This is a genomic window from Sphingobacterium sp. UBA7038 (genome assembly GCF_002494055.1).
Taxonomy (GTDB): Bacteria; Bacteroidota; Bacteroidia; order Sphingobacteriales; family Sphingobacteriaceae; genus Sphingobacterium; species Sphingobacterium multivorum.
The window spans coordinates 28,085-53,380 of the sequence record NZ_DLAV01000015.1 but is presented as its reverse complement, the minus strand read 5'-3'; the positions used below and the strand labels follow the sequence as shown (position 1 = coordinate 53,380).

Sequence of the window (25,296 nt, the reverse complement as noted above, 5' to 3'; positions counted from 1 at the left end):
TCAATTTTTTCATTGTCATTCAGCGGTTTAAATATACCTTATTTAAACGCATTCAATGCTTTTGTTGGGCGCCCATTATTGTCAAATGCACCTAGGGTATAACCATTCCACCCACCATACGCCAAAGGCTCCCAATAGAATATACCCAGTACTTTCTGATCGGGCACACTATTGACCGCGTTGAAAAGATCCTTTAACCATATTTCAGCACTATCTGCTTCATCCCAGCTCATCCCCACCTCGCAGATCATCACTTCTGAATTGTATCGGGCAACCATATCTTTGATGTTACTGATGCAGGCCGCATTGCGCTCTTCCCAGTTTTCTGGGGTCGGATAAAGTGACATCCCAATTACATCCCATTTCCCACCGTTTTTTTTCAGACCGTCGAACATCCAACGAAACAAGTCATTGTCAAATCCATTATGCAGGTGTACGATCACTTTTGCTGCCGGAAACACCGCTTTTACCGCATCATAACCGGCATTATTCAATGTGGCATAATTAGCCATACTGACAGAGGCTTTTCCATCTTCCCAAAGCATTCCGTTGCCCGTTTCATTACCGACCTGCACCCATTCAGGTGAGATACCACTATCTTTTAGCAATTGAAGAACCTCCATTGTATGATCACTAACAGCCTTCTTTAACCCATCAAACGATAAGCTCTTCCAGGCGGCAGGCTTTGTCTGCTGTCCCGGATCCGCCCAGGTGTCACTGTAATGAAAATCCACCATAATACGCATGCCCAGATGATGCGCCCGACGAGCTTTCACCAGTACGTCATTCTTGTTGCACCAGCCTTGTTCGGGATCTACCCAAACACGCAGACGTACCGCATCCATCCCCAGTCCACGCAAGATTTTCAGCCCATCCACTGCGCTGCCTCCTGCATTAAAAAATTGCATACCTGAGGCTTCCATTTCGGTAATCCAGCTCACATCCGCACCTTTTGCCAAATGTGTTTTAGGTATATCCACCTTAAGATTATCTTTGTCGTGGCAGCCAGACAAGCCCAAACACAAGCCTATCAGGGCCAACATTATTTTTATTTTTTTCATCCGATTATTTCATTTAAGAACCCGTCCCTATCTATTTTATTCCACATGATATTTGAATTGTTTTGGATCGCTTAGATCAAGAATCAAGGTATGTGTACCGATCTTATCATAAGCGAAGCCAGTTCCATCGGCCGTATACAAAGCACAGTTTCCATTGCCCTCTGCTGCACCAAAAAACCAAGTCCAGCTGCCATTGATCAATACCTTAATTCCCCATTGTTCGGCTGCCGTTGTCGTGATGGTTGCTTTCCAAACCTTCACCGTCTGGTCATATACCATTGGTGTTGCTGTCGCACTCCAACCATTAAAATCGCCCGTTACCGTCAAGGATTCTACGGAAGTTTCTTTCCAGGCCAACTTATTGACATCGGCTGTCAAGTATAAGTATCCACCTTTACTCGTCCAGCAATTCCAGCGATCAGCTCCACTATACAAAATATATTGGCTACCATCCAGGGGATAAGAACCATAGATGAGCGGTGCACTCGCACTTTCCGCATTGGTTAAATAAAAATTATACCATTGGTCGAGACGCACAAAACCGTCATAAAAACCATCTTCCTTTCTCGAACACAGTTTCCATGGAAATTGCGTAAACTCTTTATTAGATAGGTAGAGATAGGCAGCATCCTCCACGGGCTGATAAGCGGTCACAGTCAGGGCGATCACATTACTGTAGAGCCAATCTGTATTGGTTCCCAATCGTGAAGCAATACGGACATAAAACACGTTCTTTTCATCGGGCAAAAATCCCATTCCCGTGACAAGGTTATTCAATTGTTCATGCGTATAGCTGAGCGAGCTTGCTACCTGCTCGATACTTTTGGTGACAGCAGAAAAAGATGGATCAGCAGCAATTTCTATCTTATTTTTTAAAGCCGACTGAGCCATTGGTTCATCGCTGGCCAAAATCGCTTCATCCCAGACAAGCTGCAGCGCTACGGTCTTGCGGTCAGTAGATTTTAAGACCAGTTCTGTTGTACTGCTGTACAACACTGCAGGTTTTATCCCACTGACAGCAGGTGTCCCACCCTCCTTTTTACAGGCAACGAAAAGCAACACCAGAATATAGAGTGTCAATTGTTTCATAAGTATCATTATCTTTAAAAGTCCATATGGGAATACCTGGATACCCTCCGCAGCATGTTTGCTCAAATAGCAGTATATCCCCATAGATTTAGTTATTAATGCCAGCCAGCGCTAGTAGCCAGGATTTTGGATCAAATTCGGATTAGCGCTCATATCGGTGGTTGGAATCGGATACAGATTGAATTTCGCATCCACAGAGCGGCCGTTCATGTCACCACCTTTCCATTGCCAGAGGTAATCGCTACCGGTAAATTTCCCAAAGCGAATCAGGTCTGTGCGACGCGTACACTCCCAAAACAGTTCACGGCCGCGTTCTGCAAGGATAAAATTCAGTGTCAGCTGCGCCTGATCAATGGCTCCGGCCGAACTACCATATCCCCGCTGACGGATACTGTTGACCAATTTGATCGCTTCCTGTACACTTCCTCCGCCACCGCGCAGTACAGCCTCAGCATACATTAGATACACGTCGGCCAGGCGGATCATCGGGAAATCAGTACTGACCAATCCTTCATCTGTCGTATAGGTACCATCATCTTTCAAATTTGTAAACTTAACAAGCCCATAGCCCTGGCTCGAGGCAGCGGGATCTTCGACATCCAGGGACTGGCCATTTTTCCAAAAATCACCTCTTTTGTCTTCCACCTGAAAGAGTGCCACAAATTCGCGAAGTGTACGAAAACTATTCCAGCCGGAAAGCACACCGTAATCCGATGATTTCATGCTCCCAACAATAGGGCCGTTGACAAGATAGGTTGTCGCTCCCCAAGTCGTTGTATACGCTACATCGGCCTCTATCGGGAAAATAATTTCATTGGTCCGCTTATCATTATCAGCATTAAATACCTGCTTATAATTCGCATTTAAGGAATATCCGGCATCAATCACTTTTTTCGCATAGTTCAGGCATTCGGCATTACGTGCTGTGCCCGTATAGACCTGCGCATTCAGATAATTCTTGGCCAATAGGGACCAGGCGGCAGCACGGCTTACCCGGCCATACTCATTTTGACGTGCTTCCGGTAAGATCGTTTCGACCTCTGTCAATTCTTTTTCAATAAATGCAAAGAGATCAGCCCGTGTCATCCGTGGTGGAAAAAATGCAGCTACCGGATCCTTTTCAGTCACAAAAGGAACGTTCCCATAAAGGTCCATGGCATGACTATAGGCCAATGCACGCAGAAAACGCGCTTCGGCTGCGAACTCCAAAATTTGTGCCTGCTCGGCCGAATTAAAAGTCGCCAGCTTCTCTGTTGTTGCATTCCGTAGAAATTCATTACAGATGGCTACCGTATAATAGATCCGATAATACATGGCATTGACCCAGGTATCGGAAGCTCCCCAGGTCATATACTGGATATCGGTCATATTGTCGCCTCCTGCCCATGTATAGATCACCTCATCAGTCGGTACCTCCTGCAAGTTAAAGTACACCCGAAGGTACCCCCAAGAAGCCGTGCTGCCCGCCATATCCGGATCGGCATCACCACGTCCATTGCCCGCAACGGCAAATGAGGCATACAATTTAGCAAGCACAGCCCGGTAACCATCCACAGAGGTGTATACCGACTCCGAAGTAGTTTCTACAGTGGGATACTGGTTTAAGTCCTTTGTACAGGATTGCAGCAATGCGATTAAACACAACAATCCAAAACAATATCTTTTTATATTTTTCATCGCTATATAAGTTTTCTTTTTTGAGGTAGCCATTAAAAATCCATATTGAGACTCAAGGAGAAAGTTCTTGAGCGTGGGTAGAACGAACTGTCGAAGCCACTCGGAACCTCAGAGTCCATACCGCTATATTTGCTCACAATAAAAATATTCTGAGCTACCGCACCCACACGTAGATTGGAGATCTTACCCACCTGACCAAAATTATAGTTCACCGACACGTTTTCCATCCGAAGGAAGGAAGCATTTTCGACGTAAAAATCCGAATAATACTGTCTGGTCTGGAATTGGGTATCCAAGTAATCCCGATGTAAGTTATTGATCGACGCATCCACATATTGAACTGTTTCCCAAGCACTAAGATTCATTTTGGTATTATTGAATACGTAGTTACCCAAATTTGCGCGTAGTGTCGTTGCTGCTGTCCATTTTTTGTAAGTTAACTGCGTATTGAAACCAAAGAGCCATTTTGCCGCGGGCGATTGATAGCGATACAAGTCTTTTTCGTTGATCGCTCCATCACCATTCAGATCCGCATATACACCTTCGAGCGGCTTGCCAGCCTCATTGTACAACTGTTTGTAGACATAAAACATGTAAGGCTGATACCCCGTTGTCAGAATCTGTATACCACGGCCACTGACATTCGGTCCCACATAAGTTCCTATGGCATTCGCATCCTGCACCAAAGCTATATTGGTTACTTTTGTATGCTGATTAGTCGCATTGAAATTGACTTCCCAGCGCAAATTATCCTTTTGTATGGGCACGGTATTCAGTTGAAATTCGAAGCCACTACTTTCAACATTACCTACGTTGATAGTCGCGTTCTGATCAAAATTGGTTCCTGCGGCTACAGGCACATTGGCCAATAGATCATGTGTTTTTCTTGTGTAATAGTCAATTGCACCAGACAGCCTGTTTTTCCAGAAAGCGAAATCCAGGCCGTAGTTAAATGCTTTGGTCGTTTCCCAGCGTAAGTCCCGATTGTAAACCGATGGTCTATACACCAGATGGTACTGATCGCCGAAACGATACTGTGCATAGGCTGTTCCCAAATTGTATACCGGCAAATATTCGTAATTTCCGATTCCTTCCTGCTGCCCTGTAACACCGTAACTCGCCCGGAGCTTTAGATCGTCCATGAAAGAGATTCCTTTCATGAAAGACTCCTGCGAAAGACGCCAGGCCAAGGCGACTGAGGGAAATGTCCCCCAACGGTTTTCGGGACTGAATCGGGAAGTTCCATCCTTACGGACCGTAGCGGTCAATAAATAACGGCTATCGTAATTGTAGTTTATCCGTCCGTACCAGGAAATCAGCGTATGTCGTTCGTCAGATGCAATAGCAGTCGAGCGTATATCACCAGCTTCGTTATAGTATACTATAGGTGGCCGTCGGGCACTCCAATATTGATAATCGTGACCTGCTGTCACATCAATTGTACTTTTAATTTCCGGGAAGAACTTGTTATAGTTTAGATAGCCTGTAAACAATTTATTTTTAAGCGTCTGTTCATAACGGTCAAAAGAGCCTCCAATCGTAAAATTATTGGCCGCACTTGCCGGAATAAGATTCGATCCATTCCCTTTGGCATAGTCATATCCGAGTGTTACGTGCGCTTTCAGTTCAGGCAGCGGATGGAATTTATAATCGAGGTCAAGGTTACCCACGGCTCTATTGACTGTACTACGGTGTTTTTCCTGCTTGAGCAATCCCAGTGGATTGAGGTTTGCACCTGTTGCCGGAAGACCCGCATTATCCAAACTCTCGTAATAGCCGCCATAAGCATCTGCCCCAGAATAAATCGGTTGCGTAGGATTAAACGCTACAGCAGACCATATCGCATCGGTATTGGCAAATGCGTTGTTGTTATGGGCACCTTTAACATTTAAATTTACGGTCAGGTGTTTATTAAAAAAAGTGGGATTTAATACCAAAGCGCCCGTCACGCGCTCCGTTTTGTCGGTACGCAAAGTCCCTTGCTGATTATAATAGCCCACCGATGTACGAAAAGGCAAGGTTTTACCGATCTTTCCCTGTAGACTTAAGTTATTATCCGTCCCCATGGCATCCTGAAAAACCTCAGACAGCCAATCTGTTGAGGCATTGCCCAATAATGCCTTTTGGGCAGTGCTCCCTTTGGTATTGATGAGCGAGGCAAATTCATCGCGCGACATCATATCAGCCACTCCCATAGCCTGCTGCATGGACACGATTGAAGAGAAAGAAAGCCGTAAAGCATCTCCTTTACCCTTCTTTGTTGTTATCAATAATACCCCGTTTGACGCTCGGGAACCATAGATAGCTGTCGATGATGCATCTTTGAGCACTGTCATGCTTTCGATATCATTCGGGTTGATCAGACTGAGAAAATTGCCACTATTGCCGCTAATACCACCAGTCTCTAGCGGTACACCGTCCAATACGATCAATGGATCGTTGCTGGCACTCAAGGAGGCTCCCCCACGGATACGTATCGTACTCCCGGAAGAAGGAGAACCGCTGTTGGACATCACCTGCACACCAGCTGTTTTTCCATTGATCAGCTGTTCGGGAGAGCCGACAAGTCCACTGTTAAAATCCTTGCTTCCAACCGTATTTACGGCACCGGTTAGATCCTTTTTTGTCGTACTACCATATCCTACGATGACGAGCTCTTCCAGCACATTTCCCGCAGGCACCATGCTGACATCCACGGATGTTCCCCCTACAACCGTCAAGGTTTGGCTACTGTAGCCTACAACAGAGAATAGAAGCTGGGATTTACCCCTGGGCAATGAGATACGGTACGAGCCATCACTCGCTGTTGAAGTGCCCACCGTAGTTCCGGCCACCAATACAGTAACACCTGCCATCACCTGCCCATGCTCGTTGCGGACCACCCCACGGACATCCTGTTGTTGCATCGACCTGATCCACTTGCTTTCCCCTTTCGTTGCAGCATAAAGCTGCGTTTCCCCAAGACAGGATAGCAAGGACAAGCCCAATAAACTTGTTTTAAATGCAAAACCCTTCATTGTTTAAAATTTAGATGTGTTTATAATTGTTTTCTTTCCCTTTATTATATTTTTTGTACTCCTTATCGCTTTATTTAAGCATTCCCCTAAAAAACGCCGTCGTTTTTTCAGGTCGTCGTCCTGCTCCAAAACTTGATCCTTACAGCCTGACGGATTATTATCCATGCCCTACTAATCGGTGGCATTAAGCAGCTGTATCGCTATTCGAGCCATATCGCAGCTATGGATAGTACCACCCCTTCCATCTTTTCGCCTGAAACGATTAGTTTTTCGATCTCCCTTTTGTCAAATTGAGCCTCAACTGTAGGTTTAAAAAACCGTTCAAGAAATACAGGATAAGGAGCAGGTAGCAAAGCCGTAGGCACAAGCTTTAAGTCGGCTAGATCCATACGGACCAAAGATTCGCCCGATGTCCCAATAGCTATGTTTTCCACATAGGTATACCCTTTTTTTGTAACAAACCCAGCATGCAGTAGCGGATTCCCGCCCTCATGTTTCAAGAGTATACAGAGTTTTGTGGCAGCAGCGATACCCGCAGGCCGTTCAGCAATTGTCGATTTGATATCTTTTACCCAAAAATACTGTACCCCAGAATCCTTAGCATGAAAAGTATAGGTCCAAAAAGGAACTTTACTGAGATCATGATGCTCCCGTTGCGCAGTCATGTAAGCCGTTTCTGGAATAGCGAAAGTTTCCAAAGAAGAGACTTTGGACAAGGACTCAAAAAGCCCTATAGGCGCCCGCTGCTCATTTAAACCCACCGTCCAATAACTATTGACACGATAATTCCAATCCAGCGGTGCTCCAGTCTGATTATCAGGATAGGTAATTTTTTCACCATCCACAAACACAGTAGCTGTATATTTCAATTCATTGCCCACGAATAAGGATGCCGGGACATCCGCTTCATAGGTACAGTTATCTTTGGAGATCAACTTGATGTAGGGATTATGATCTTTCCAAAACGAAACCTGATCCGTTTGTAGAATAATGGAATCGGGCTGTTTTTCAAAAACATAACGGAACTGCAATTTGGTAGAGCGCCCTTTTTCCAATACTTTGGGCTGCTGGTGTATCAATAGAGGTAGCTTCAGCGCTACAGTTTTTGGCGCGTAATATTCGCCCAAATAGCCATTTTTCCAGGGCGAGGAAGCTAGCCAGCTATTTTTCAGCTGGATATTCTTACGCTTTAACAGATATACTCCAGGCTTAACGCTAAAACTTGTTTTAGCAACTGAAATAGCTTCATCGGTGTCATTTTTTCCTACCAGTGACCGGACGGTAAACAGGTCGCCTAGATCAGGAATCCGAATATCGATCATCTGTGACCGATACAGGATATGTACCACCTCCCGATCGAGCGATGGCTTAGCAAAAGGATCAGCGATTTTTTCTGCATCCGGCATAACCTCCAAACGCCATAGACCATCTTCCAGTCGATCTAAAAAATAAGCACCAGATCCACGGTATTCCACCACAGGTGATGAACCATGACCGGCAATATGTTGCAATTTCGTTGGATTTAAAGGCCTTACTGTCGTATTATTGGTGTAAAAATACTTATCCTGCGCATTCATCACGGAGAGATCCTGCTCATAACTGACGCTAAAATCGCCAAATAGGGTGTCTTGAGGATACTGTTCAAACTTTTTATTTCTTGGTATCGTATAAGCTACCTCCGCAGCGATCATGGTACTCAGTGCTTTTGCCGGGGTATAAGCCAAATTGAGATAATGTGTCTGATATTCGGTATTGTAGGCTGCAATATCCATCGGATCGTAAGCAAACTGAGTGATCCACTGAAATCCCGCCGAACGAAATGTGCGGCTCATTGCGGGATGCATGTAGCTGTAGAGATTATCAGCAGGATCATATTCGTAAACCGCCTTCGCTTTGTTGGCAAAGCCTTTCAAGTTTGAAAAAGGGATATCGTACTGATCAATGTAAGGAAGAAAATTCCCCTGACGTTCCCGTCCAGCAACCAGTCCCACAGGATACCATTGATAGGTTGTCCCTTGGATATCAGCATCAAAATAAGCCTTAACATGTTCCATATTATGACTTACATTGTAGAAAATCGGTTTTTTATTCCCGGCTTTCTTCATAGCCTTCACCATTCGACCGATATAGTCCGACGTCGTCTGAATGGCACCTGTATGGCAAGGTTCATTATTTATTTCAAAACCTATGATGTAAGGGTCCGTCTGATAAGCATTTCCGGTATACGGGTTGACATGATGAAGTAACTGGGTAATGTATTTTTCTTGAGCAGCTATCGCCTGTGGATTAGCATGAACCGCACACTTATCATAATGATACGTAAATGCATCTGTATTTATATTTCTTTCTGGATAACCATTACCAAAATTGGTCATTCCCGTAATCAGGATCCTAATTCCCCTTTCCTGAAGTTTAAAAAGTAGATAATCCAATAGATCAAGATGTTCATTGCTGATCAGGTTACCATTTTTATCGGAGATTTCTACATCCCAAATATGGATACGATAAGCATTATATCCCAAACGGGCGAAGTGGTAAACGTCCCGATCAATAGCCCGCTTTCGATCGATGCCTTTATCGTGTAAAGCCCGAAAGGCATGGGCAAAAGGAACGGTATAATTGACGCCATAAAATGAAGCTTCAGCTTTGGAGTCGGACCAGCGCATGACACCTTCACGGTCGACAAAAACTGTAGGGACCTTTTTAATCGCCTTCGATTGAGCGTAAGAATTGACATAGCCCAAAAGAGCAAAGCAGCATAAAATAATTACACGCATGGATTGTATCGATTTATAATTTTTTGGTTATTACTCTTACAAACCTATCAAACGTGATTATTTTTTAAGGCCACATATCGGACAAAGAACAACACAAATTGGACATCCCCAACCACCTAAAACAACAAACAGCACTAACAATCAACCACTTACAAATAACCTTCCATATACACCTTTGGTGACATCCCAAATTCCGATTGAAAGCATTTTGAAAAATAAGAAGCATTGGAGAATCCGACCATATACATCACCTCGGAAACGGTAAACTTTTTTTGCTGTAATAACAGCGCTGCTTTTTTGATACGAATGCTGCGTATATACTCCACCGGTGTATAGCCTGTTAGTTGCTTAATTTTACGATGGAGTTGTCTGGCGGCGACATCCGTCAGCTCACTGAGCCGCTGCACCGAAAATTCCGAATCGTCTAAATTTTCTTCGATCAGCCGTGTCACATTGGTCAGAAATTTTTCATCTGGTGAATGTACAGCTATTGCTTCTGTGGGTTTACTGATTTCGTCGATACGCAACTGAGCGACAATCTTATCTTTCCTATCCAAGAGCTGCAAGAGCTGTATCTGGAGCAAGTCCAGATCAAAAGGTTTCGCCATATAAGCATCTATGCCGACGGCAACCCACTCGCGTCTGATCAGCTCATCGTTTTGTGCGGTAAGCAAAATAATCGGAATAGTTGCCGTCACGATATTTTGTCGTAGTTTTTTCACCATTTCAATCCCCCCCATATTGGGCATCATGGCATCCGTGAGAATAATGTCGGGCACAAAACTATGTCCGTCGATCAAGCGTAAGCCCTCGCTACCATCACTCACAATGCGGCAATCGTAATGTGGCTGCATGGCATTTCGTAAAAAATCAGCGAGTTCGGCATTATCTTCGACGATCAGTAGTTTTCGTTTAGCCCCTACCGGTATGCTATCGGTCGCATCCTCATCGTTTACATGGTCATGTTTCCAACTAAGCGTTACGGCTGTGCCATTTTGATCGCTCGCTATATCAACGGTCCAGCCCAACTGTTCACAATAACTTTTGACAAGGTACAGACCAACGCCCGTGCCCTGTACAGCACTCACTTCTTTCAGGGAAGAACGATAGAATTTGCTAAATACATAAGGTAGGTCTTCAGGTGCTATACCAATTCCCGTATCCCGAACGACAAGCTTGACATCTGGACCAATTCCTTTCAGCCGCAGTTCCACGCCACCCTCCGGACGATTATACTTACAAGCATTAGCGATGAGGTTGTTGAGAATCGATCCCAGTTTGGCTACATCGGTCTGTATAAAAAAGCTCTCTACATCGGTAACAAAGCCAATATGGACGGTACTGTACTCAGGTATCTGCTGCCAGTCAGCTATAATTTGTCTGCTATAGGCGACCAGATCCACCTGAGAGGTAAGCAAGCCTTGCAAGGGCGTCTTCTGCTGCTCGACCTGATCAAAAGTCATCAATTCCTGAATGAGATGGCTTATTTTTAAGGCATTTCGATGAACACCGTCCAACTGCTTCTTTTTGTCACTGTTTTTTGTCTGCCGCATCATTTGGCTGACAGGAGCCAAAATCAGACTTAGCGGGGTTTTCAGCTCATGCGACACAGCTGTCAGGAAGTCCATTTTCATCTTTGTGAGCTCAAGTACCTTCCTCCGTTCGCGCCTTTCCCATTTTAGCGTACTGCGAACCCTGAAAAAATTGACAACCCAAAATAGCAGGAAAATAACAATGAGGGCGTAAACAGTTTTGGCCCAATAGCTTGCATACCATGGATAACGGATCTGAATATGGTAGGTATAAATCTCCGACACAACATGACCGGCGACATCCACTTTAGCCAACTGAAGGTCGTAGTTACCCGAACTTAAGTTGGACAGAAGCACTTTGTTATCACCCCGTTCCATCGGAATCCAGGTTTCATTTTTTCCTTTAAAAGCATAAGCTAGGCGATAGCCCAAATGATTCCCATAATCCAAATCGGAAAATTCAAGCCGGAGGTTATTCTGATCATGCGCCAAAGTGATCTCGTTTTTATACCGTAAGCCATAGTCGTAATTACCGAAACGTTCATTATTGACATACATTGCGGTGAGCACAATCTTTTTGGAACCATCCAGATCCGCTAGCTCATTTTGCGCGGGCAACAGGACCACCTCATCAATTCCGCCCAGCACCACTTGTTCCCGCTCGGCATCGTAGTACATTGAGGATATTCTTTGTCCGTATCTTAACAATTCAGTTTTTAAACTCTGCTTATTAACCTGCCACACGCCAGTACTCGTTGCCAGCCAGATGCTTTCTTTGACCTCAGCCATGGCAGTTACTTCTCCTTTACCAACAGGATCAAAACGAACCAATGTATTTTTCCCATCCGGAGCAATACGCCTCAATTCGCCATGTTCCCCTACCCACACCGTTTGCTGCCCATCCTTCAGCATAAAGGTCGCCTGATCCAATGCATGCCCTGCGCTGTCTTTAATCTCCGTTATTTTCCCTGTGGCCACATCAATGCTACTGATCCCCTTATTATAGAACAGCGCTAATATCTTCCCCCTTCCGTTGTCAACAATCTGATTGGCAAAATCTTCCAGAAGACCGTCAGCTTTACTGAAATTACGGTTTGCTATGACCGGGCCCTTCGACTCCAATAAACGGCTTCGGCTGACGACAAATATTCCCCCCATATAGGAGGCCACCCAGAGATTATCCTGTCCATCTTGTAAGATATCGTACGACCATTTCGCATTTCGTCTTCCACTGGCATCGACAATTGTAAAGGTTTTAAACTGTTTCGTATGTGCATCAAACACATTGGCGCCACCGTCGGAAGCTATCCACACCAATCCCGTATGATCCTCAAATATATCCCGGATACGGTTGTGTGCCAAACGATAATTCTTGGCATCCATACGGTACCAGCTGCTTTCCGTATTCTTGTCGTCCAGCCCACGTACACGGATCAAACCATTATCGCCTCCCAACCAATACCAGCCATTGCGATCCTTGTTAATTTTATAAAAACGGTTGCCATCGCTGCTCGCTGTCAATTGATAGATCGGCAGTATTTTTTCCACCTTGCGGTTGGACCATAAGGAAAATCCCAGGTCTGTACCCAGCCAGATATTTTCCGACCGATCCTTAAAGATACTCCACACGATGTTATTGGCCAGCGAATTTCTATTCCGGGAATCATGTTTGATCCGTTTGACCAACTGCTGATCCAGCTGATACGTAAAAAGACCATCATCCGTACCGACAAGCAAGGTGTTGGAATCTTTGGAAGCCATCGCTTTGATGGGATGATTTTGTAATACCGGAGTCTTCTTAAGCGTATGGTTCTCCGTATTATAGCGATACAGGCCATATTCTGTTCCAACAAAGGTACTTGCCGATTCCGGAATAGAAAATATAGAATTCACAAATTGATTACTCCCCGGCCTATAATCTGGGATCGGTAGAGGCACAATATCTTTTTTTGATGGACTTAATTCAAAAAGCCCATTATACGTACCGATTAAGATTCTATCGCCCACCTTTTCCAGTGCATACACGGCGGTTTTTGATTTATTCTTTGGAAATGAATTATGATAATCAATAAGTTTGCGTGTTTTAGTATTATAGCAATACAAACCACTTATTGAACCTATCCACAACGTATCGCCAACAAGCAGCAAAGCCCTGACATCTCCAGGCCCCCCTGTCGGAAAAGATTCAAAACGATCGAACTGATAGTTATAGAGCAGCACACCCTGCCCTGTCCCCAATGCGAAATATTTATTATCGATCAGTGCAATACAGTAAACGAACGTCTGAAAAGGAGATTTGGTTCCAGTGAGCGGCTGCAGCGCATAGCCATCATAATTAAATAACCCATTGTTACTTCCCAGCCAAAGCATCCCCAAGCTATCCTGTGCAAAAGAGTGGACTGTATTTGCATTCGTTCCCAAGGAAATATTGCGAAAAGAGGGATAATCCAGCGATTGCCCGAAAACAGCCGTACCCACGAAGGAACAGACAAGTAACCAATAGAAATAAAGAGATTGCATTTTTTATAAGCGCTATACCACAAACTTAATTATTTCAAATGGAATAGCACTTATCCAATCAATCTTCTCAAGCGGAAATAGCATTCTGTAACAGTAGCAAAATTTGCCTGTTTTGTATCTGCTGCACATGAAGTGAGCAGTAACAAAATAAAATATAAACAATAGCGATAAAACCCCATGCCTGTAAAACTATGAAATTATCGGCAAAGATTTTTAAAAGCCCAAAGATCCGGAACAGGTCATGTACGCTGAAGGTACGATTCTGACTTTTGTACGTTTTCCAGGCGGTATGATTTAACCAGCAATCCTTCCTAAACAAAACTTTTTCAAACGAAGCTCAATAAATGTTGTTCTGTTTGAAAAAAGTATATATGGCACATTTAGAAGTAAAACCTAAAAATGGAGCACCTTGGTGGTTATGGCTCCTTCTTTCACTGATCGCATTGGGATTGGTCCTCTATTTCATCAATCGTTCTAACAGTGGCGCTAGGTTAAATGAAACCAGCTCCGATACGACCGTTAATTCAAGCGCGCCACAAGGAGATACACTTGCGACCACCGTTCCAGAATGGAATTCAATTGATTTCAACAGTGCTGAATCTTCCGATCCAAACATTACGGATAAGGATATCCGTGTACGTTCGAGCGATGCTTATACCATCTATTCGTTAGGGGAAAACATCTTGTTCGCAACCGATAAAAATACCTTAGAAAGTACAGCTGAAGCGAAGCTCAACCAGATTTCAGCAGCTTTAAATAAAAATTTTAAAGGAGCCTATGTTGGCGTTTTCGGCAATACGGATAGCACAGGTACAGTTTCCCACAATAAGCAGCTTGGTGTAGAAAGAGCAACCGCTGTCAAAGACTGGCTCGTCAAGCGTGGCAACATTGCTCAGAAAAAAATCAGTATACATTCTCGTGGTGAAAAAGCGCCAGTCGCCAACAATGAAACTGCAAGTGGCAGAAATCAGAACCGCAATGTGGAGATTGTCGTTTTTCGGAATAAATAAAAATTGATAACCAATAAAATTAAAGACATGGCAATAGAAGAAAACAACTATAATCATTTGATTGAACTCGGTGGAAGCGATTATGAAATTGTCGACGGCGAACCAGATATCCGAGGCTGGAAAGTGAAAAATGAAGCTGGTCAATTGATCGGCAAGGTGGATGATCTACTCTTTGATCCTGAAAGCCTACAAGTCCGTTATATCATCGTTGATCTCCATGACGCCGATTTTGTTATTGACGAAGACAAGAAAGTATTGGCCCCCATTGGATTAGCATCGCTTTATGACGGTACACAAATTCAGGCCAGCAATGAGGAAACCACGCTGGTTCCACCTGTCGAGCCCATCGATCCTAGCGTGATCCTTACGGTAGACGAAATTCCGACGGAAGAACCAGCAACAGATTATCTGTATAATCCTGCCGACGATGGCGAAGTAGTGGTCATATCCGTCAGTGAAGATCAGTTAATTCGACTGCCTGCTTACCAACAGGATAAAGTCACGCCCGAAACAGAGTTAATTACACGTCATGTATTTGAAGGCACTGGCGATGTAGGTTTCGTCGTAAGCTCTAACAGCTATGACCCGACTGCATTCTACGATCATTATCACTTTAGCGAAGATACGTTCTATAGCGGCGGGAAAAGAACCGAAAGTCTTCCGACAGATCAGACACAGCGCACCCGTAGAGTGGCTGCACGACATGAGCAAGGGACGGGGCACGAGCCGGGTACACTCGACAACAATAGTGAACTTTAGTATAATCACGTACAACTACTTTGAGCGGCTTAGATAATATGCGTTATTTAAGCCGCTTATTTATAAATAACTGCAACTATAGCGTGCATAGACAAACCCTAAATGCCGTATTTCTTGAATTTAATCGTGTAAATACCCAAACCGTCAGTATTTTATAACCTATCGTACCAAATTACTACTGAAATCCCTTTTCCGCCATAAAAACTGCATTAAAATTGCATGATTTGTAGAAAATCAATACAAATCGCTTATGAAAGCAACATATAAAATCGTCAACCAAAAGAATAGACAAATAATCCGAAAGTATTATGAAAAATATAGCTGGTATAAACTGGACCGCGAGGAGCTCACACAGGAATTACTCATCCGTGGCGGCTTTCTAGCGATTCTAACTTGGTTGTTATGGTAAGCTAAACATACATCGGCAGAGATATCAATTCACGATATCCAAACCATTTGCAGTTCTGTGTTGTTATATCTGTAAACTTAAATCAACAACACCTTGAACAGATTTACACGAATTGCTTTAAAAACAATATTGTGGATTATTGGAGGAATAATTACGCTTTTTATTCTTATCGTTTTCCTGCTTCGCCTACCTTCCATACAGAATTATATCGCTGGTAAAGTGACACATTATGTCGAAGGAAAGATCGGCACCCCCGTCAAAATTGGTTACATCAATATCGATTTTCCTAAAAAATTGGTTTTGGAAGATATCTATCTCGAAGATCAAAGTAAGGATACCTTAGTTGCTGGTAAAAGCATTGCGGTCGATATCAATATGCTGAAACTATTAAAGAATACTGTGGAAATCCAAAGCCTGGAAGCCGATGGAATTACCGCCAAAATACGTCGCACCTTGCCAGACAGTGCCTTTAACTTTGATTATATTGTTAAGGCCTTTGCTTCTGAAAAGGAAAGTGAGCCTACCGCAGACACGACTTCAGCACTGCTGTTTAACCTGGATAAGGTTAAGTTTTCAAAAATACATGTGGTCTATGCCGACGAGGTTATCGGCACCAGTGCCGACGTCTATCTTGGTCGTTTAAATACGAACATAAAGAAATTTGACCTGACCAAAAACATGGCCTTTGAGCTACCTAAAATCAACATCGACGGACTAAATGCCACGGTCAAGCAGTGGAAGCCCGCCATAGAAGGCGCAGGCCCATCGGTAGAAGATTTTGGTATCACCGATAAAACGGCACAGACGACTTCGCTCCTTCCTGACGTGGGTATACAGGTGGCCGACCTCAATAATATTTTGGTCCGCTACGAGGACCAGTCCAGTGCACTGAAGTCGCAGTTTGTCCTAAAAAAATTCCATGCCGACATCAATAAGATCGATCTGAACAAACAGGTTGTCGACATCAATAAGCTCGATCTCGACGGCTCGGACAACAATGTCCTGCTCGGAAAAATTCAACAGACTACTGCCAAGGCGACAAAAATCAACGCAACGACAGCGAACACAGCAGCAGTGGATGCGGCAACAACCAACGCAAAAAACAAGGAAGCAAAAACTGAGAAATCAAACACCCAGGGAGAAAAGAATGACACTGCAAAAACAGATACCAGTTCGGCCACAAAAATGAATTGGGTCGTCTCAGCCAAAGACATCATCATCAACAATACCAGTATCCGTTTTAAAGACGACAATCAGCCGCGCATCAAAGGTTTCGATTATTTTAATATCCAAATGCCCGGTCTTAAAACCAGGTTAACCGATCTGTACTACAGCGCCGACTCCATGAGCGGATCCTTGAAAGAACTCGTGGCAGCCGACCACTCCGGCTTTGTCATCAAGCAATTAAAGGCCGATTTTAAGTATACCAATACCGGTGCCGAAATCAAAAATCTCTATGCCGAAACTCCTCGCACCCTGATCCGCGATTACGTTAAGCTAAGTTATCCTTCCCTGGATATCATCGCCAAAAAACCAGAACTGATCACGGTTAATGCCAACATCACAAAAAGCCATATCGATATGCGCGATATCCGATTTCTAGCGCCCTTTCTGGACACCATGCAGGTGATGAAGCCCCTATTGGACAAGAAATTTTATATCGACACCCGCGTGACCGGCCGTGTCGATGACCTGTATATTCCGAATATCGACTTCAGGACACTTTCCAATACCCGATTGATTGCCAGCCTGCATCTGAAAGGACTACCCGATATGAATAAATTGTCGGTAGACCTCAACCTGAAAAAACTGACGACAGGCCGTTCAGATATCGAAAAACTGGTTTCCAAATCGATGCTGCCTGCCGGAATCGAATTACCCAATACCATCGGTCTGAGCGGAACTTTTAAAGGTGGAATGACTGCCTTCAATACGAAACTTGCATTGGTAACCGAAAAAGGCACTGCCAAAGTCGATGGAACGGTCCAAATGACCAAGCGCGATACCCTATACAATGCGGCAGTCAGCGTTCGTGACCTCAATATCGGTCAAATCATGAAAATGGACAGTACCCTGGGCATCCTTTCTTTCGAAGGAAAAATCAAAGGCAAGGGTACCGATCCTAAAAAACTGATGGCCAATTTTGACGGTAAAGTGAACCGACTGGATGCCATGGGCTACCGCTACCATGATATCGATATGGATATATCGGCCGATAAAGGTGCGATGAAGGCATCCATTCTGAGTCCCGATCCGAACATCAACCTTAAGCTGAATGCCAGCGCCAATATGAAATCGACTTATCCCAAAGTAGCATTCGAACTGCTGGTCGACAGCATCAACCTGCAAAAGTTACACCTGATGCAGGATGCGGTTAGCTACCGGGGTAAGCTGAGCGGTAACTTCAGCACAGCAGATCCAAACTTTTTGAATGGTGAAGCGCATATTACCAATTCGTTGATCCGATACAACTCCGATCGTTACGCACTGGATACTGTTTCACTCTTGGCCAAGGCCGATACCAGCCGCAATCAGCTGGTACTGCGTTCTGATTTTCTGAATGCCCACCTGGTCGGCAAATACAAAATTCTGGAGCTGCAAAGTGCCGTCAAAGATTTGCTTCAGGTTTATTACAAACCCGAAAAGCCGGTCAAGATTCCGGCCTACTCACCGCAGATCATCGAATTTTCGGCACAGCTGACCCGCAATAGACTGATTCAGGATTTTCTGCCGCAGCTGACAGAAATGAAAGCTATTAGCTTGGACGGTCTCTTCAATAGTACTTCCAAAAATCTCTCTGCCAAACTGGATGCTCCACGCATTGTGTATGCGGGTACAGCAATTGACAATGTGACCCTGGATATCAACAGTCTGGATAGCGCCCTCTATTATTCGGCCTTAATCAACAAGGTTAAAATGAGCAGCATTGAGCTGACCAATACGGTTTTCAGTGGTAAGGTTGCTCAGAACATCGTCAACATGGGACTTTGGATCAAAGATAAGCAGGATAAAGAACAGTACCACCTGGGAGCCAACATGGAGGCCAAAAATGGCCTATTTGAATTCAGCCTGCTGCAGGACGGCCTCATGCTCAACTACGATAAGTGGGATGTGGCGCCCAACAACACCTTAAAATTTGGCAGCGCAGGACTGCTGGCTAATAATTTTATCCTCAGCAACAAGGGACAGGAGTTGCGCATCGCTTCGAAGGACAGCATCCTGAACTCACCGCTTGATGTGGCATTTAAAAATTTCCGTATCGAGACCCTGAGCAAGATGATTATGAGTGACAGCCTGGATGTCGGCGGCGGCATCAACGGACAAACCACGCTCTCCCGCTTGGAAAGTAGTCCTGTTTTTGTTGCCGATCTTGTCGTCGACAAGTTTTACTTCGGAAAAGATACCGTGGGCAATGTCAATATCAAAGTCAATAATGAACGCGAAAACACCTACAATGCCAACGTAAGCATTACCGAAAACGGAAATAACCTCGTCCTGAGCGGAGACTTTATCAATCCACCTCAAGGCGATGCAGCGCTTGACTTTACGTTGGATATTGCGCCGCTGACGATGAAGACCGTACAGGCCTTCAGCATGGGCAACCTCAAAGACGCGAAGGGCAACCTCGAAGGTCAGCTAAAAATAAAGGGATCACCCTCGAAACCACAGATCAGGGGCGACCTCAATTTCAGGAAAGCCGAATTTAATGTAGCCATGCTCAATGCCCTGTTCAAAGCAAAAGACGAACAGATCCGTTTTGATCCAACTGGAATATCATTCCCCAAATTTGAACTCGAAGACAGCAGAGGCAATTTTGCCCAGGTCAGCGGTTCTATCAAGACACAGACCTACACCGATTTTGAATTTGACCTCGGCATCGCCATGGACAATTTTGAAGTCCTCAATTCCACTCAGGCAGACAACGATCTATTTTATGGAAAAATGTTTCTGGGCACCGATCTGCAGATCGGTGGAAATCTAGACAAACCTGTTGTGGACGGTACCATCAAAGTACTCGACAGTACCGATTTTACCATGGTAATGCCCAACAATGATCCCGGTATGGCCGATCGGAAGGGTGTAGTCGAATTTGTAGACAAACGCGATACGGCCACCGCAAATGCCCTTGCCCGATTAGATTCCATGACCGTCACCAAACTGACGGGCATAGATGTCGACCTGAACCTGCAGACCGATAAGGATGCCAAGTTTAAGATTCTGCTTGATGCAGGCTCGCAGGATGCCCTAAATATTCAGGGCGAGGCCGAATTAAATGCGGGCGTAGATGCCAGCGGTAAAATAACCATGTCGGGCACTTTTACCGTGGAGCGGGGAAGTTATTCGTTCAGTTTTGGACCCGTCAGCAGAGACTTCAAATTTCAGAAAGGAAGTACAATTACCTGGAATGGCGATCCATTGGACGCGCAGTTAAATATTACGGCAGTATATACCTTAAAAGCCCCTACGCTAGAACTGGTAGCGCCACAACTTGGAACACAGAACGCTAACCTATATAAGCAAAAGATACCTTTTGACGTGTTGCTGAAAATTTCAGACCAACTGTTTCAGCCACAGCTCAATTTTGATATCGACCTGAATGCCAACAATGCCATCGTATCGCAGGATGTGATCAGTAAGGTAGACAATGCCCTGACGACCTTACGCGATAATCCTTCCGACCTCAATAAACAAGTCTTTTCCCTGATAGTGCTGGGGCGTTTTATGTCGGCCAATCCATTTGAAAGCCTTTCTGGTGGCGGTGGTACAGAAGCCCTGGTACGCAATAGCGTCAGTTCGTTTTTGAGTTCGCAGCTCAACCGCCTGGCCTCCGATTTAATTACGGGAGTTGAACTTGATTTCAACCTGACCTCAGCAGACGATTACAGCACCGGAACTGCCCAGACGCGTACCGACCTGAACATCGGTGTGTCCAAAATGCTGCTCAACGACCGCCTGAAAGTCAATATCGGATCTAACTTTGAAGTAGAGGGAAATTCACGCCCTGGTGAGGCGGCCAATAATATTGCCGGTGATATACAGCTGGATTATCAGCTTTCGCAAGATGGGCGCTACTTTGCGCGATTCTACCGCAAAAACCAATACCAGGTCACTTTGCAGGGACAGTTTGTTGAAACGGGTATCGGTTTTATCATTACCATGGATTACAACCGATTTAAGGAGATCTTTATGCGCTCCAAAAGACTCAAGGAATATTACAATACAGGCAGTAAGAAGTTTAGGAAACGTTTTGATGTAGAGCGTATGGAACAGGATTCGGCTTATCGGGACAGCGTCCGCACCGTCATCCGCGACAGCCTGATGCTCCATAGCCCCGAATACCGCAAACGCATGGAAGAACAGGAAAAAGAACAGCAGCGCCGCCAGCAGGTGGACAGCACAGCAAACAGCAAAGGGAAAAATAATGCTCCGAAGCAATTAGACACGATCAAAACCACAGCAATTAAAAATGAAGACGAAGAAAGGGCTTACCATGCAAATTAAACTACAGGGGCTGATTGGCCTATTTATAATAAGCGGCATCATTGCGGCCTGTTCGTCGACCAAAAACCTACCCGAAGACGAGAGCCTTTACGTGAAAGGAAACGTGAACATCGCATCCGATACCATTTCGAAGAAAAACAAGGAGAAACTGGCGACCTACCTGGCCGAATCGCTGCGGCCCAAACCCAATAAGCGGGTGCTGGGCATGCCCTATAAGCTTTATTTTAACAATATGGCGGGCGATACCGCCAACAGCAACTTTATAAAACGTTTCCTCAAAAAAATTGGCGAGGAACCTGTACTACTGAGCGATGTAAACCGGGAGTACAATGAAAATCTGCTGCGCAACCGGCTGGAGAATATCGGATTTTTCAATGCCGAAGTGACCTCCGATACCACCGTTGAAAACAAGAAAGCAACGGTAGACTATACCGCTAAGCCCAATCTGATCTACCGCATTAAATCAGTCACCTTTGATGTGGACAGCTCGACCCAACTCGGCCGCGATATTCAGGGGACTTCCGGCGAGAGCCTGCTACGGCCAAACAACAACTATAGCCTGGATGTGGTACTCAACGAAAGGGACCGGATAGACAATGTCCTTAAAAATAAGGGCTACTATTATTTTAGCCCCGACTATATCCTGGTGCAGGTCGATAGCACCATCGGCAACCATAAGGTCAATCTATATGTCACGGTAAAAAAAGAAGCCCCTGAGCAGGCCCGGGTACCGTCCAAAATCAACAAGATTTATATCTACCCCAACTATACGGAGACCGGGGCAGGCTACCAGCGGTCGGCCCGGAATGCCGAACCCTTTGATAGCAGTTATTATTTTATCGATCCAAAACACAGCTTTCGCAAACCTGTTATTGCCAATCACATCTTTTTCAAGCAGGGCGACCTGTACAACCGCGATGCCCACAACCGGACCATCAGCCATTTGGTGAACCTGAACAGCTGGAAATTTGTCAAAAATAACTTTGTGGACAGCAAGGAAGTGCCCAACGCGCTGGATGTGTACTATTACCTTACGCCCCTGCCCAAGAAATCCATTCGGGTAGAGCTGCTGGGCAAGATGGCTTCCGTCTACAACGGGACCGAGGTCAATGTCAACTGGACCTTACGGAATGCTTTTAAAGGAGCCGAAAAGCTCAATATCAATGTATTTGGCGGCTACGAACTGCAGACGGGAGGCAATGCCGACCTGAACTCCAGCTATTTCCGGTATGGTACCGAGGCCACCTTAACCTTTCCGAGGATATTGACGCCATTTGGTACCATCAATCCTTCGCGCCAATTTATTCCGAACACCTATATCAAGGCACGCTATGAATTTTTAAACCGGCGAAAAGCCTATACCCTCAATTCCATGGCGCTGAGCTACGGTTACAGCTGGCAAGAGAACGAAGAGAAACAGCATGACCTGGCGTTGATGGAAATCACCTATGTACAGCCAAGAGGCATTTCGGAAAGCTACAAAATGCAGATGGATACCATTCCGGCGTTGCGGCATGTAATCGATCCCCAATTTACGATTGGGCCCAATTATAATTTCACCTTTCAGAATACCATGAAAAAGCACCTGCGCAATACGTTTTATTTCAAGGGAAACCTGGACCTTTCGGGCAATATTCTGGGACTGATCAAAGGTGCAGACTTTAATAAGGGCAAGACTTTTAAACTTTTTGACGCCTACTTCTCGCAGTATATCAAAGCCAGTGTGGATGGCAGGCATTATTTCAAGCTCAGCGAAAATTCACAGATCGCATCACGGGTGAGTATAGGGATGAGCTACTCCTATGGCAATTCGCGTTCCCTGCCCTATCTTAAGCAATATTATGTGGGCGGACCAAATAGTATCCGTGCCTTTGGCGCACGTGCGATCGGACCGGGTACAGTAGCTCCGGAAAGGCTGGGCAATGGACTTTTCTATGCCGATCAGACAGGCGATATCAAGCTGGAGCTGAATACCGAATACCGGGCAAAAATTGCTGGTCCTGTCCATTGGGCCGCCTTTATCGATGCTGGGAATGTATGGCTGCAGCGGGACGATGAGACCAAGCCAGGCGGTAAATTCAGCAAGGATTTCCTGCAGGAACTAGCCGTCGGCGGCGGCTTGGGATTACGGTTTGATTTTACCTTTCTGATCCTGCGTACCGACTTTTCCATCCCGTTCCGTATCCCCTATTTACCGAAGGGCGAGCGTTGGGTATTTAAGGATATCGACTTTGGAAGTTCAAGATGGCGAAAAGATAATCTGATGTTTAATCTTGCGATCGGTTATCCATTTTGATCTAGTCATGTCAACGTAATGATCACATAAAACCGAAGTCCTTATGATCAATGAAAACTTTCTGGGTATTATTGCGGGTATCCTCACATGTATTTCTATGCTGCCGCAGCTCATCAAAGTGCTAAAGGAAAAGAATGTGGATGACCTTTCTCCGGTTATGCTACTAACATTAATCATAGGACTTTCCCTATGGGTATGGTACGGCATAATGAAAAGCGAAGTACCGATTATCTATTCAAATAGCTTTGCTGTTCTCGTGAACCTTTGCCTGCTGATCAGTTATTTGATTTATAGAAAAAAGACCTAAAAAAAAGGCGGATAACATTGCTGCTATCCGCCTTTAACACGAAAACACTATTCTACAAACCGTTCAACCAACTATTCACCTCATCTTGTGTTTTACCTGTTTTCTTTTGAAGTTTACCTACTAACTCATCTTCCTTGCCTTCTGCATATAGTAAATCATCATCTGTAAGATCCGCATATTGCTGTTTTACTTTACCTTTAATTTCGTTCCAACGACCTTTCCATGTTAATTCGCTCATAATAATTTTCCTTTCGTTTTTTATTAATAGAACAGCCTGCAGCTGGAATCGTTTAAAAAAAATGTTATCAAATGTTAAAAAATATTTACGGTGATTTTACTCCGTTTTATCAATGGTCGTTTCTTCTTCATCGAGCGGCGCCGGCGGGATTTTATCGACATTGCGTTCGATTTCATGTGTCTCTACATGGACCGCAAATTCAGACGGTTCAATTGGTATTTCCATTTCCGTAGCATACTCCCGTGTAAAAATCGCACCGAAATAAAGAATCGCTGCAGTATAATATACCCAAAGCAAAATAAGTACAAATGAACCTGCCGCCCCGTAGGTATCCTGCGTGGCCGAACGTTCGAGGTAGATGCCTATCAGGTAACGACCGATAACAAATAATATAGCCGTAAACAGGGCACCGGCACGAACAGTCTTCCATTGAATATTGACATCGGGCAAGGTTTTAAAGATCACGCTAAAAAGGATGACAATAACCACAAAGGAAATGACAAAATTGATGACGTTCATCAGCACGACCGTTATTTCCGGAAAATAGCGCTGCAGCTGCCCGGTTAGGGCCAAAATAATGCCGTTGACGATCAAGGTAACCACCAACAGAAAGCCCAGGCCGATTACGAGCGAAGACGATAGCAATCGGTCCTGAATTAGTTTTAACCAACCCTTTTTTGGTTTTGGGCGTACATGCCATATTTTATTGATGGAGTTTTGCATATCGCCAAAAACCGTGGTTGCCCCGATAATCAGGGTCACTATACTGATCACCAGCGCCATATTGGATTTGCCCGACAGCTGAAGGTTCTGAATAACCTCTTCAATCTGTTTGGCGGCGCTATTGCCCACTAAACCGTTCAGTTCGGTAAAAACCTTTCCCTGAATGGCTTCGGCACCATAAAATATTCCGGCCAATGCGATCATTAAAACCAATATTGGACCAATGGAAAAAACGGTATAATACGATAATGAAGCGCTGTATTTCATGGAGTCTTCATTGATAAATCCCGATACCGTATTTTTCAGTATGGTCCAATAGGTCTGTAGCTTGCTTGTCTTTTCCTTTTTTACATCCATTGCTGTCGTGTTTTTAATCTTT

At 44.7% G+C, this 25,296-nt stretch carries 14 protein-coding genes; 6 read left to right on the top strand and 8 right to left on the bottom strand.

The window, feature by feature from the left end:
- Positions 1–38: 38 nt before the first annotated feature.
- The 6 genes from B3H30_RS09245 to B3H30_RS09220 form a co-directional block, all read right to left on the bottom strand.
- Positions 39–1,061 (bottom strand): glycoside hydrolase family 53 protein, encoded by a 1,023-nt coding sequence (locus B3H30_RS09245; RefSeq protein WP_286833990.1) that lies wholly within the window; start codon positions 1,059–1,061, stop codon positions 39–41.
- Positions 1,062–1,097: 36 nt separating this feature from the next.
- The gene (locus tag B3H30_RS09240; RefSeq protein WP_286710059.1) at positions 1,098–2,150 is read right to left on the bottom strand and encodes a DUF5111 domain-containing protein; all 1,053 of its coding nucleotides are present in this window, start codon (positions 2,148–2,150) and stop codon (positions 1,098–1,100) included.
- A 111-nt stretch (positions 2,151–2,261) separates the two neighbouring features.
- Positions 2,262–3,827: a RagB/SusD family nutrient uptake outer membrane protein gene (locus B3H30_RS09235; protein ID WP_286710058.1), complete on the bottom strand. Its 1,566-nt coding sequence runs from the start codon at positions 3,825–3,827 to the stop codon at positions 2,262–2,264.
- 32 nt (positions 3,828–3,859) lie between these two features.
- Complete coding sequence (locus tag B3H30_RS09230; protein ID WP_286710057.1) at positions 3,860–6,844, bottom strand: SusC/RagA family TonB-linked outer membrane protein; 2,985 nt, start codon at positions 6,842–6,844, stop codon at positions 3,860–3,862.
- Positions 6,845–7,044: 200 nt separating this feature from the next.
- Positions 7,045–9,621 (bottom strand): hypothetical protein, encoded by a 2,577-nt coding sequence (locus B3H30_RS09225; protein ID WP_286710056.1) that lies wholly within the window; start codon positions 9,619–9,621, stop codon positions 7,045–7,047.
- A 149-nt stretch (positions 9,622–9,770) separates the two neighbouring features.
- Complete coding sequence (locus B3H30_RS09220) at positions 9,771–13,673, bottom strand: hybrid sensor histidine kinase/response regulator transcription factor (RefSeq protein ID WP_286710055.1); 3,903 nt, start codon at positions 13,671–13,673, stop codon at positions 9,771–9,773.
- Positions 13,674–14,044: 371 nt separating this feature from the next.
- On the opposite strand from B3H30_RS09220, the gene B3H30_RS09215 reads away from it, so the two are divergent.
- The 6 genes from B3H30_RS09215 (at position 14,045) to B3H30_RS09190 (ending at position 23,956) form a co-directional block, all read left to right on the top strand.
- Positions 14,045–14,683, top strand: coding sequence for an OmpA family protein (locus B3H30_RS09215; RefSeq protein WP_286833986.1), 639 nt, complete (start codon positions 14,045–14,047; stop codon positions 14,681–14,683).
- A 27-nt stretch (positions 14,684–14,710) separates the two neighbouring features.
- Positions 14,711–15,442, top strand: a complete 732-nt coding sequence (locus B3H30_RS09210; protein ID WP_112375994.1) for a PRC-barrel domain-containing protein — start codon at positions 14,711–14,713, stop codon at positions 15,440–15,442.
- A gap of 250 nt (positions 15,443–15,692) precedes the next feature.
- Positions 15,693–15,851, top strand: a complete 159-nt coding sequence (locus B3H30_RS09205) for a hypothetical protein (RefSeq protein WP_172462486.1) — start codon at positions 15,693–15,695, stop codon at positions 15,849–15,851.
- Between the two features lie 93 nt (positions 15,852–15,944).
- Positions 15,945–21,353, top strand: coding sequence for a translocation/assembly module TamB domain-containing protein (locus tag B3H30_RS09200; protein WP_286833984.1), 5,409 nt, complete (start codon positions 15,945–15,947; stop codon positions 21,351–21,353).
- Positions 21,319–23,649 (top strand): BamA/TamA family outer membrane protein, encoded by a 2,331-nt coding sequence (locus B3H30_RS09195; protein ID WP_286710053.1) that lies wholly within the window; start codon positions 21,319–21,321, stop codon positions 23,647–23,649. The genes B3H30_RS09200 and B3H30_RS09195 overlap by 35 nt, the downstream gene beginning before the upstream one ends.
- A gap of 43 nt (positions 23,650–23,692) precedes the next feature.
- Positions 23,693–23,956, top strand: coding sequence for a SemiSWEET transporter (locus B3H30_RS09190; RefSeq protein ID WP_286710052.1), 264 nt, complete (start codon positions 23,693–23,695; stop codon positions 23,954–23,956).
- A gap of 52 nt (positions 23,957–24,008) precedes the next feature.
- Here the strand turns inward: B3H30_RS09190 and B3H30_RS09185 are convergent, their stop codons facing one another.
- Together B3H30_RS09185 and B3H30_RS09180 are read right to left on the bottom strand one after the other, a co-directional pair.
- The gene (locus B3H30_RS09185; protein WP_046675215.1) at positions 24,009–24,194 is read right to left on the bottom strand and encodes a CsbD family protein; all 186 of its coding nucleotides are present in this window, start codon (positions 24,192–24,194) and stop codon (positions 24,009–24,011) included.
- Between the two features lie 96 nt (positions 24,195–24,290).
- Positions 24,291–25,274, bottom strand: a complete 984-nt coding sequence (locus B3H30_RS09180) for a YihY/virulence factor BrkB family protein (protein ID WP_286833982.1) — start codon at positions 25,272–25,274, stop codon at positions 24,291–24,293.
- Positions 25,275–25,296: the final 22 nt, after the last annotated feature.

Coding starts and splice junctions, on each gene's coding strand:
- B3H30_RS09240 (WP_286710059.1), bottom strand. CDS start 2,150: ATGAAACAATTGACACTCTATATTCTGGTGTTGCTTTTCGTTGCCTGT.
- B3H30_RS09195 (WP_286710053.1), top strand. CDS start 21,319: ATGAAGACGAAGAAAGGGCTTACCATGCAAATTAAACTACAGGGGCTG.
- B3H30_RS09190 (WP_286710052.1), top strand. CDS start 23,693: ATGATCAATGAAAACTTTCTGGGTATTATTGCGGGTATCCTCACATGT.
- B3H30_RS09220 (WP_286710055.1), bottom strand. CDS start 13,673: ATGCAATCTCTTTATTTCTATTGGTTACTTGTCTGTTCCTTCGTGGGT.
- B3H30_RS09210 (WP_112375994.1), top strand. CDS start 14,711: ATGGCAATAGAAGAAAACAACTATAATCATTTGATTGAACTCGGTGGA.
- B3H30_RS09180 (WP_286833982.1), bottom strand. CDS start 25,274: ATGGATGTAAAAAAGGAAAAGACAAGCAAGCTACAGACCTATTGGACC.
- B3H30_RS09245 (WP_286833990.1), bottom strand. CDS start 1,061: ATGAAAAAAATAAAAATAATGTTGGCCCTGATAGGCTTGTGTTTGGGC.
- B3H30_RS09230 (WP_286710057.1), bottom strand. CDS start 6,844: ATGAAGGGTTTTGCATTTAAAACAAGTTTATTGGGCTTGTCCTTGCTA.
- B3H30_RS09225 (WP_286710056.1), bottom strand. CDS start 9,621: ATGCGTGTAATTATTTTATGCTGCTTTGCTCTTTTGGGCTATGTCAAT.
- B3H30_RS09235 (WP_286710058.1), bottom strand. CDS start 3,827: ATGAAAAATATAAAAAGATATTGTTTTGGATTGTTGTGTTTAATCGCA.
- B3H30_RS09185 (WP_046675215.1), bottom strand. CDS start 24,194: ATGAGCGAATTAACATGGAAAGGTCGTTGGAACGAAATTAAAGGTAAA.
- B3H30_RS09205 (WP_172462486.1), top strand. CDS start 15,693: ATGAAAGCAACATATAAAATCGTCAACCAAAAGAATAGACAAATAATC.
- B3H30_RS09215 (WP_286833986.1), top strand. CDS start 14,045: ATGGCACATTTAGAAGTAAAACCTAAAAATGGAGCACCTTGGTGGTTA.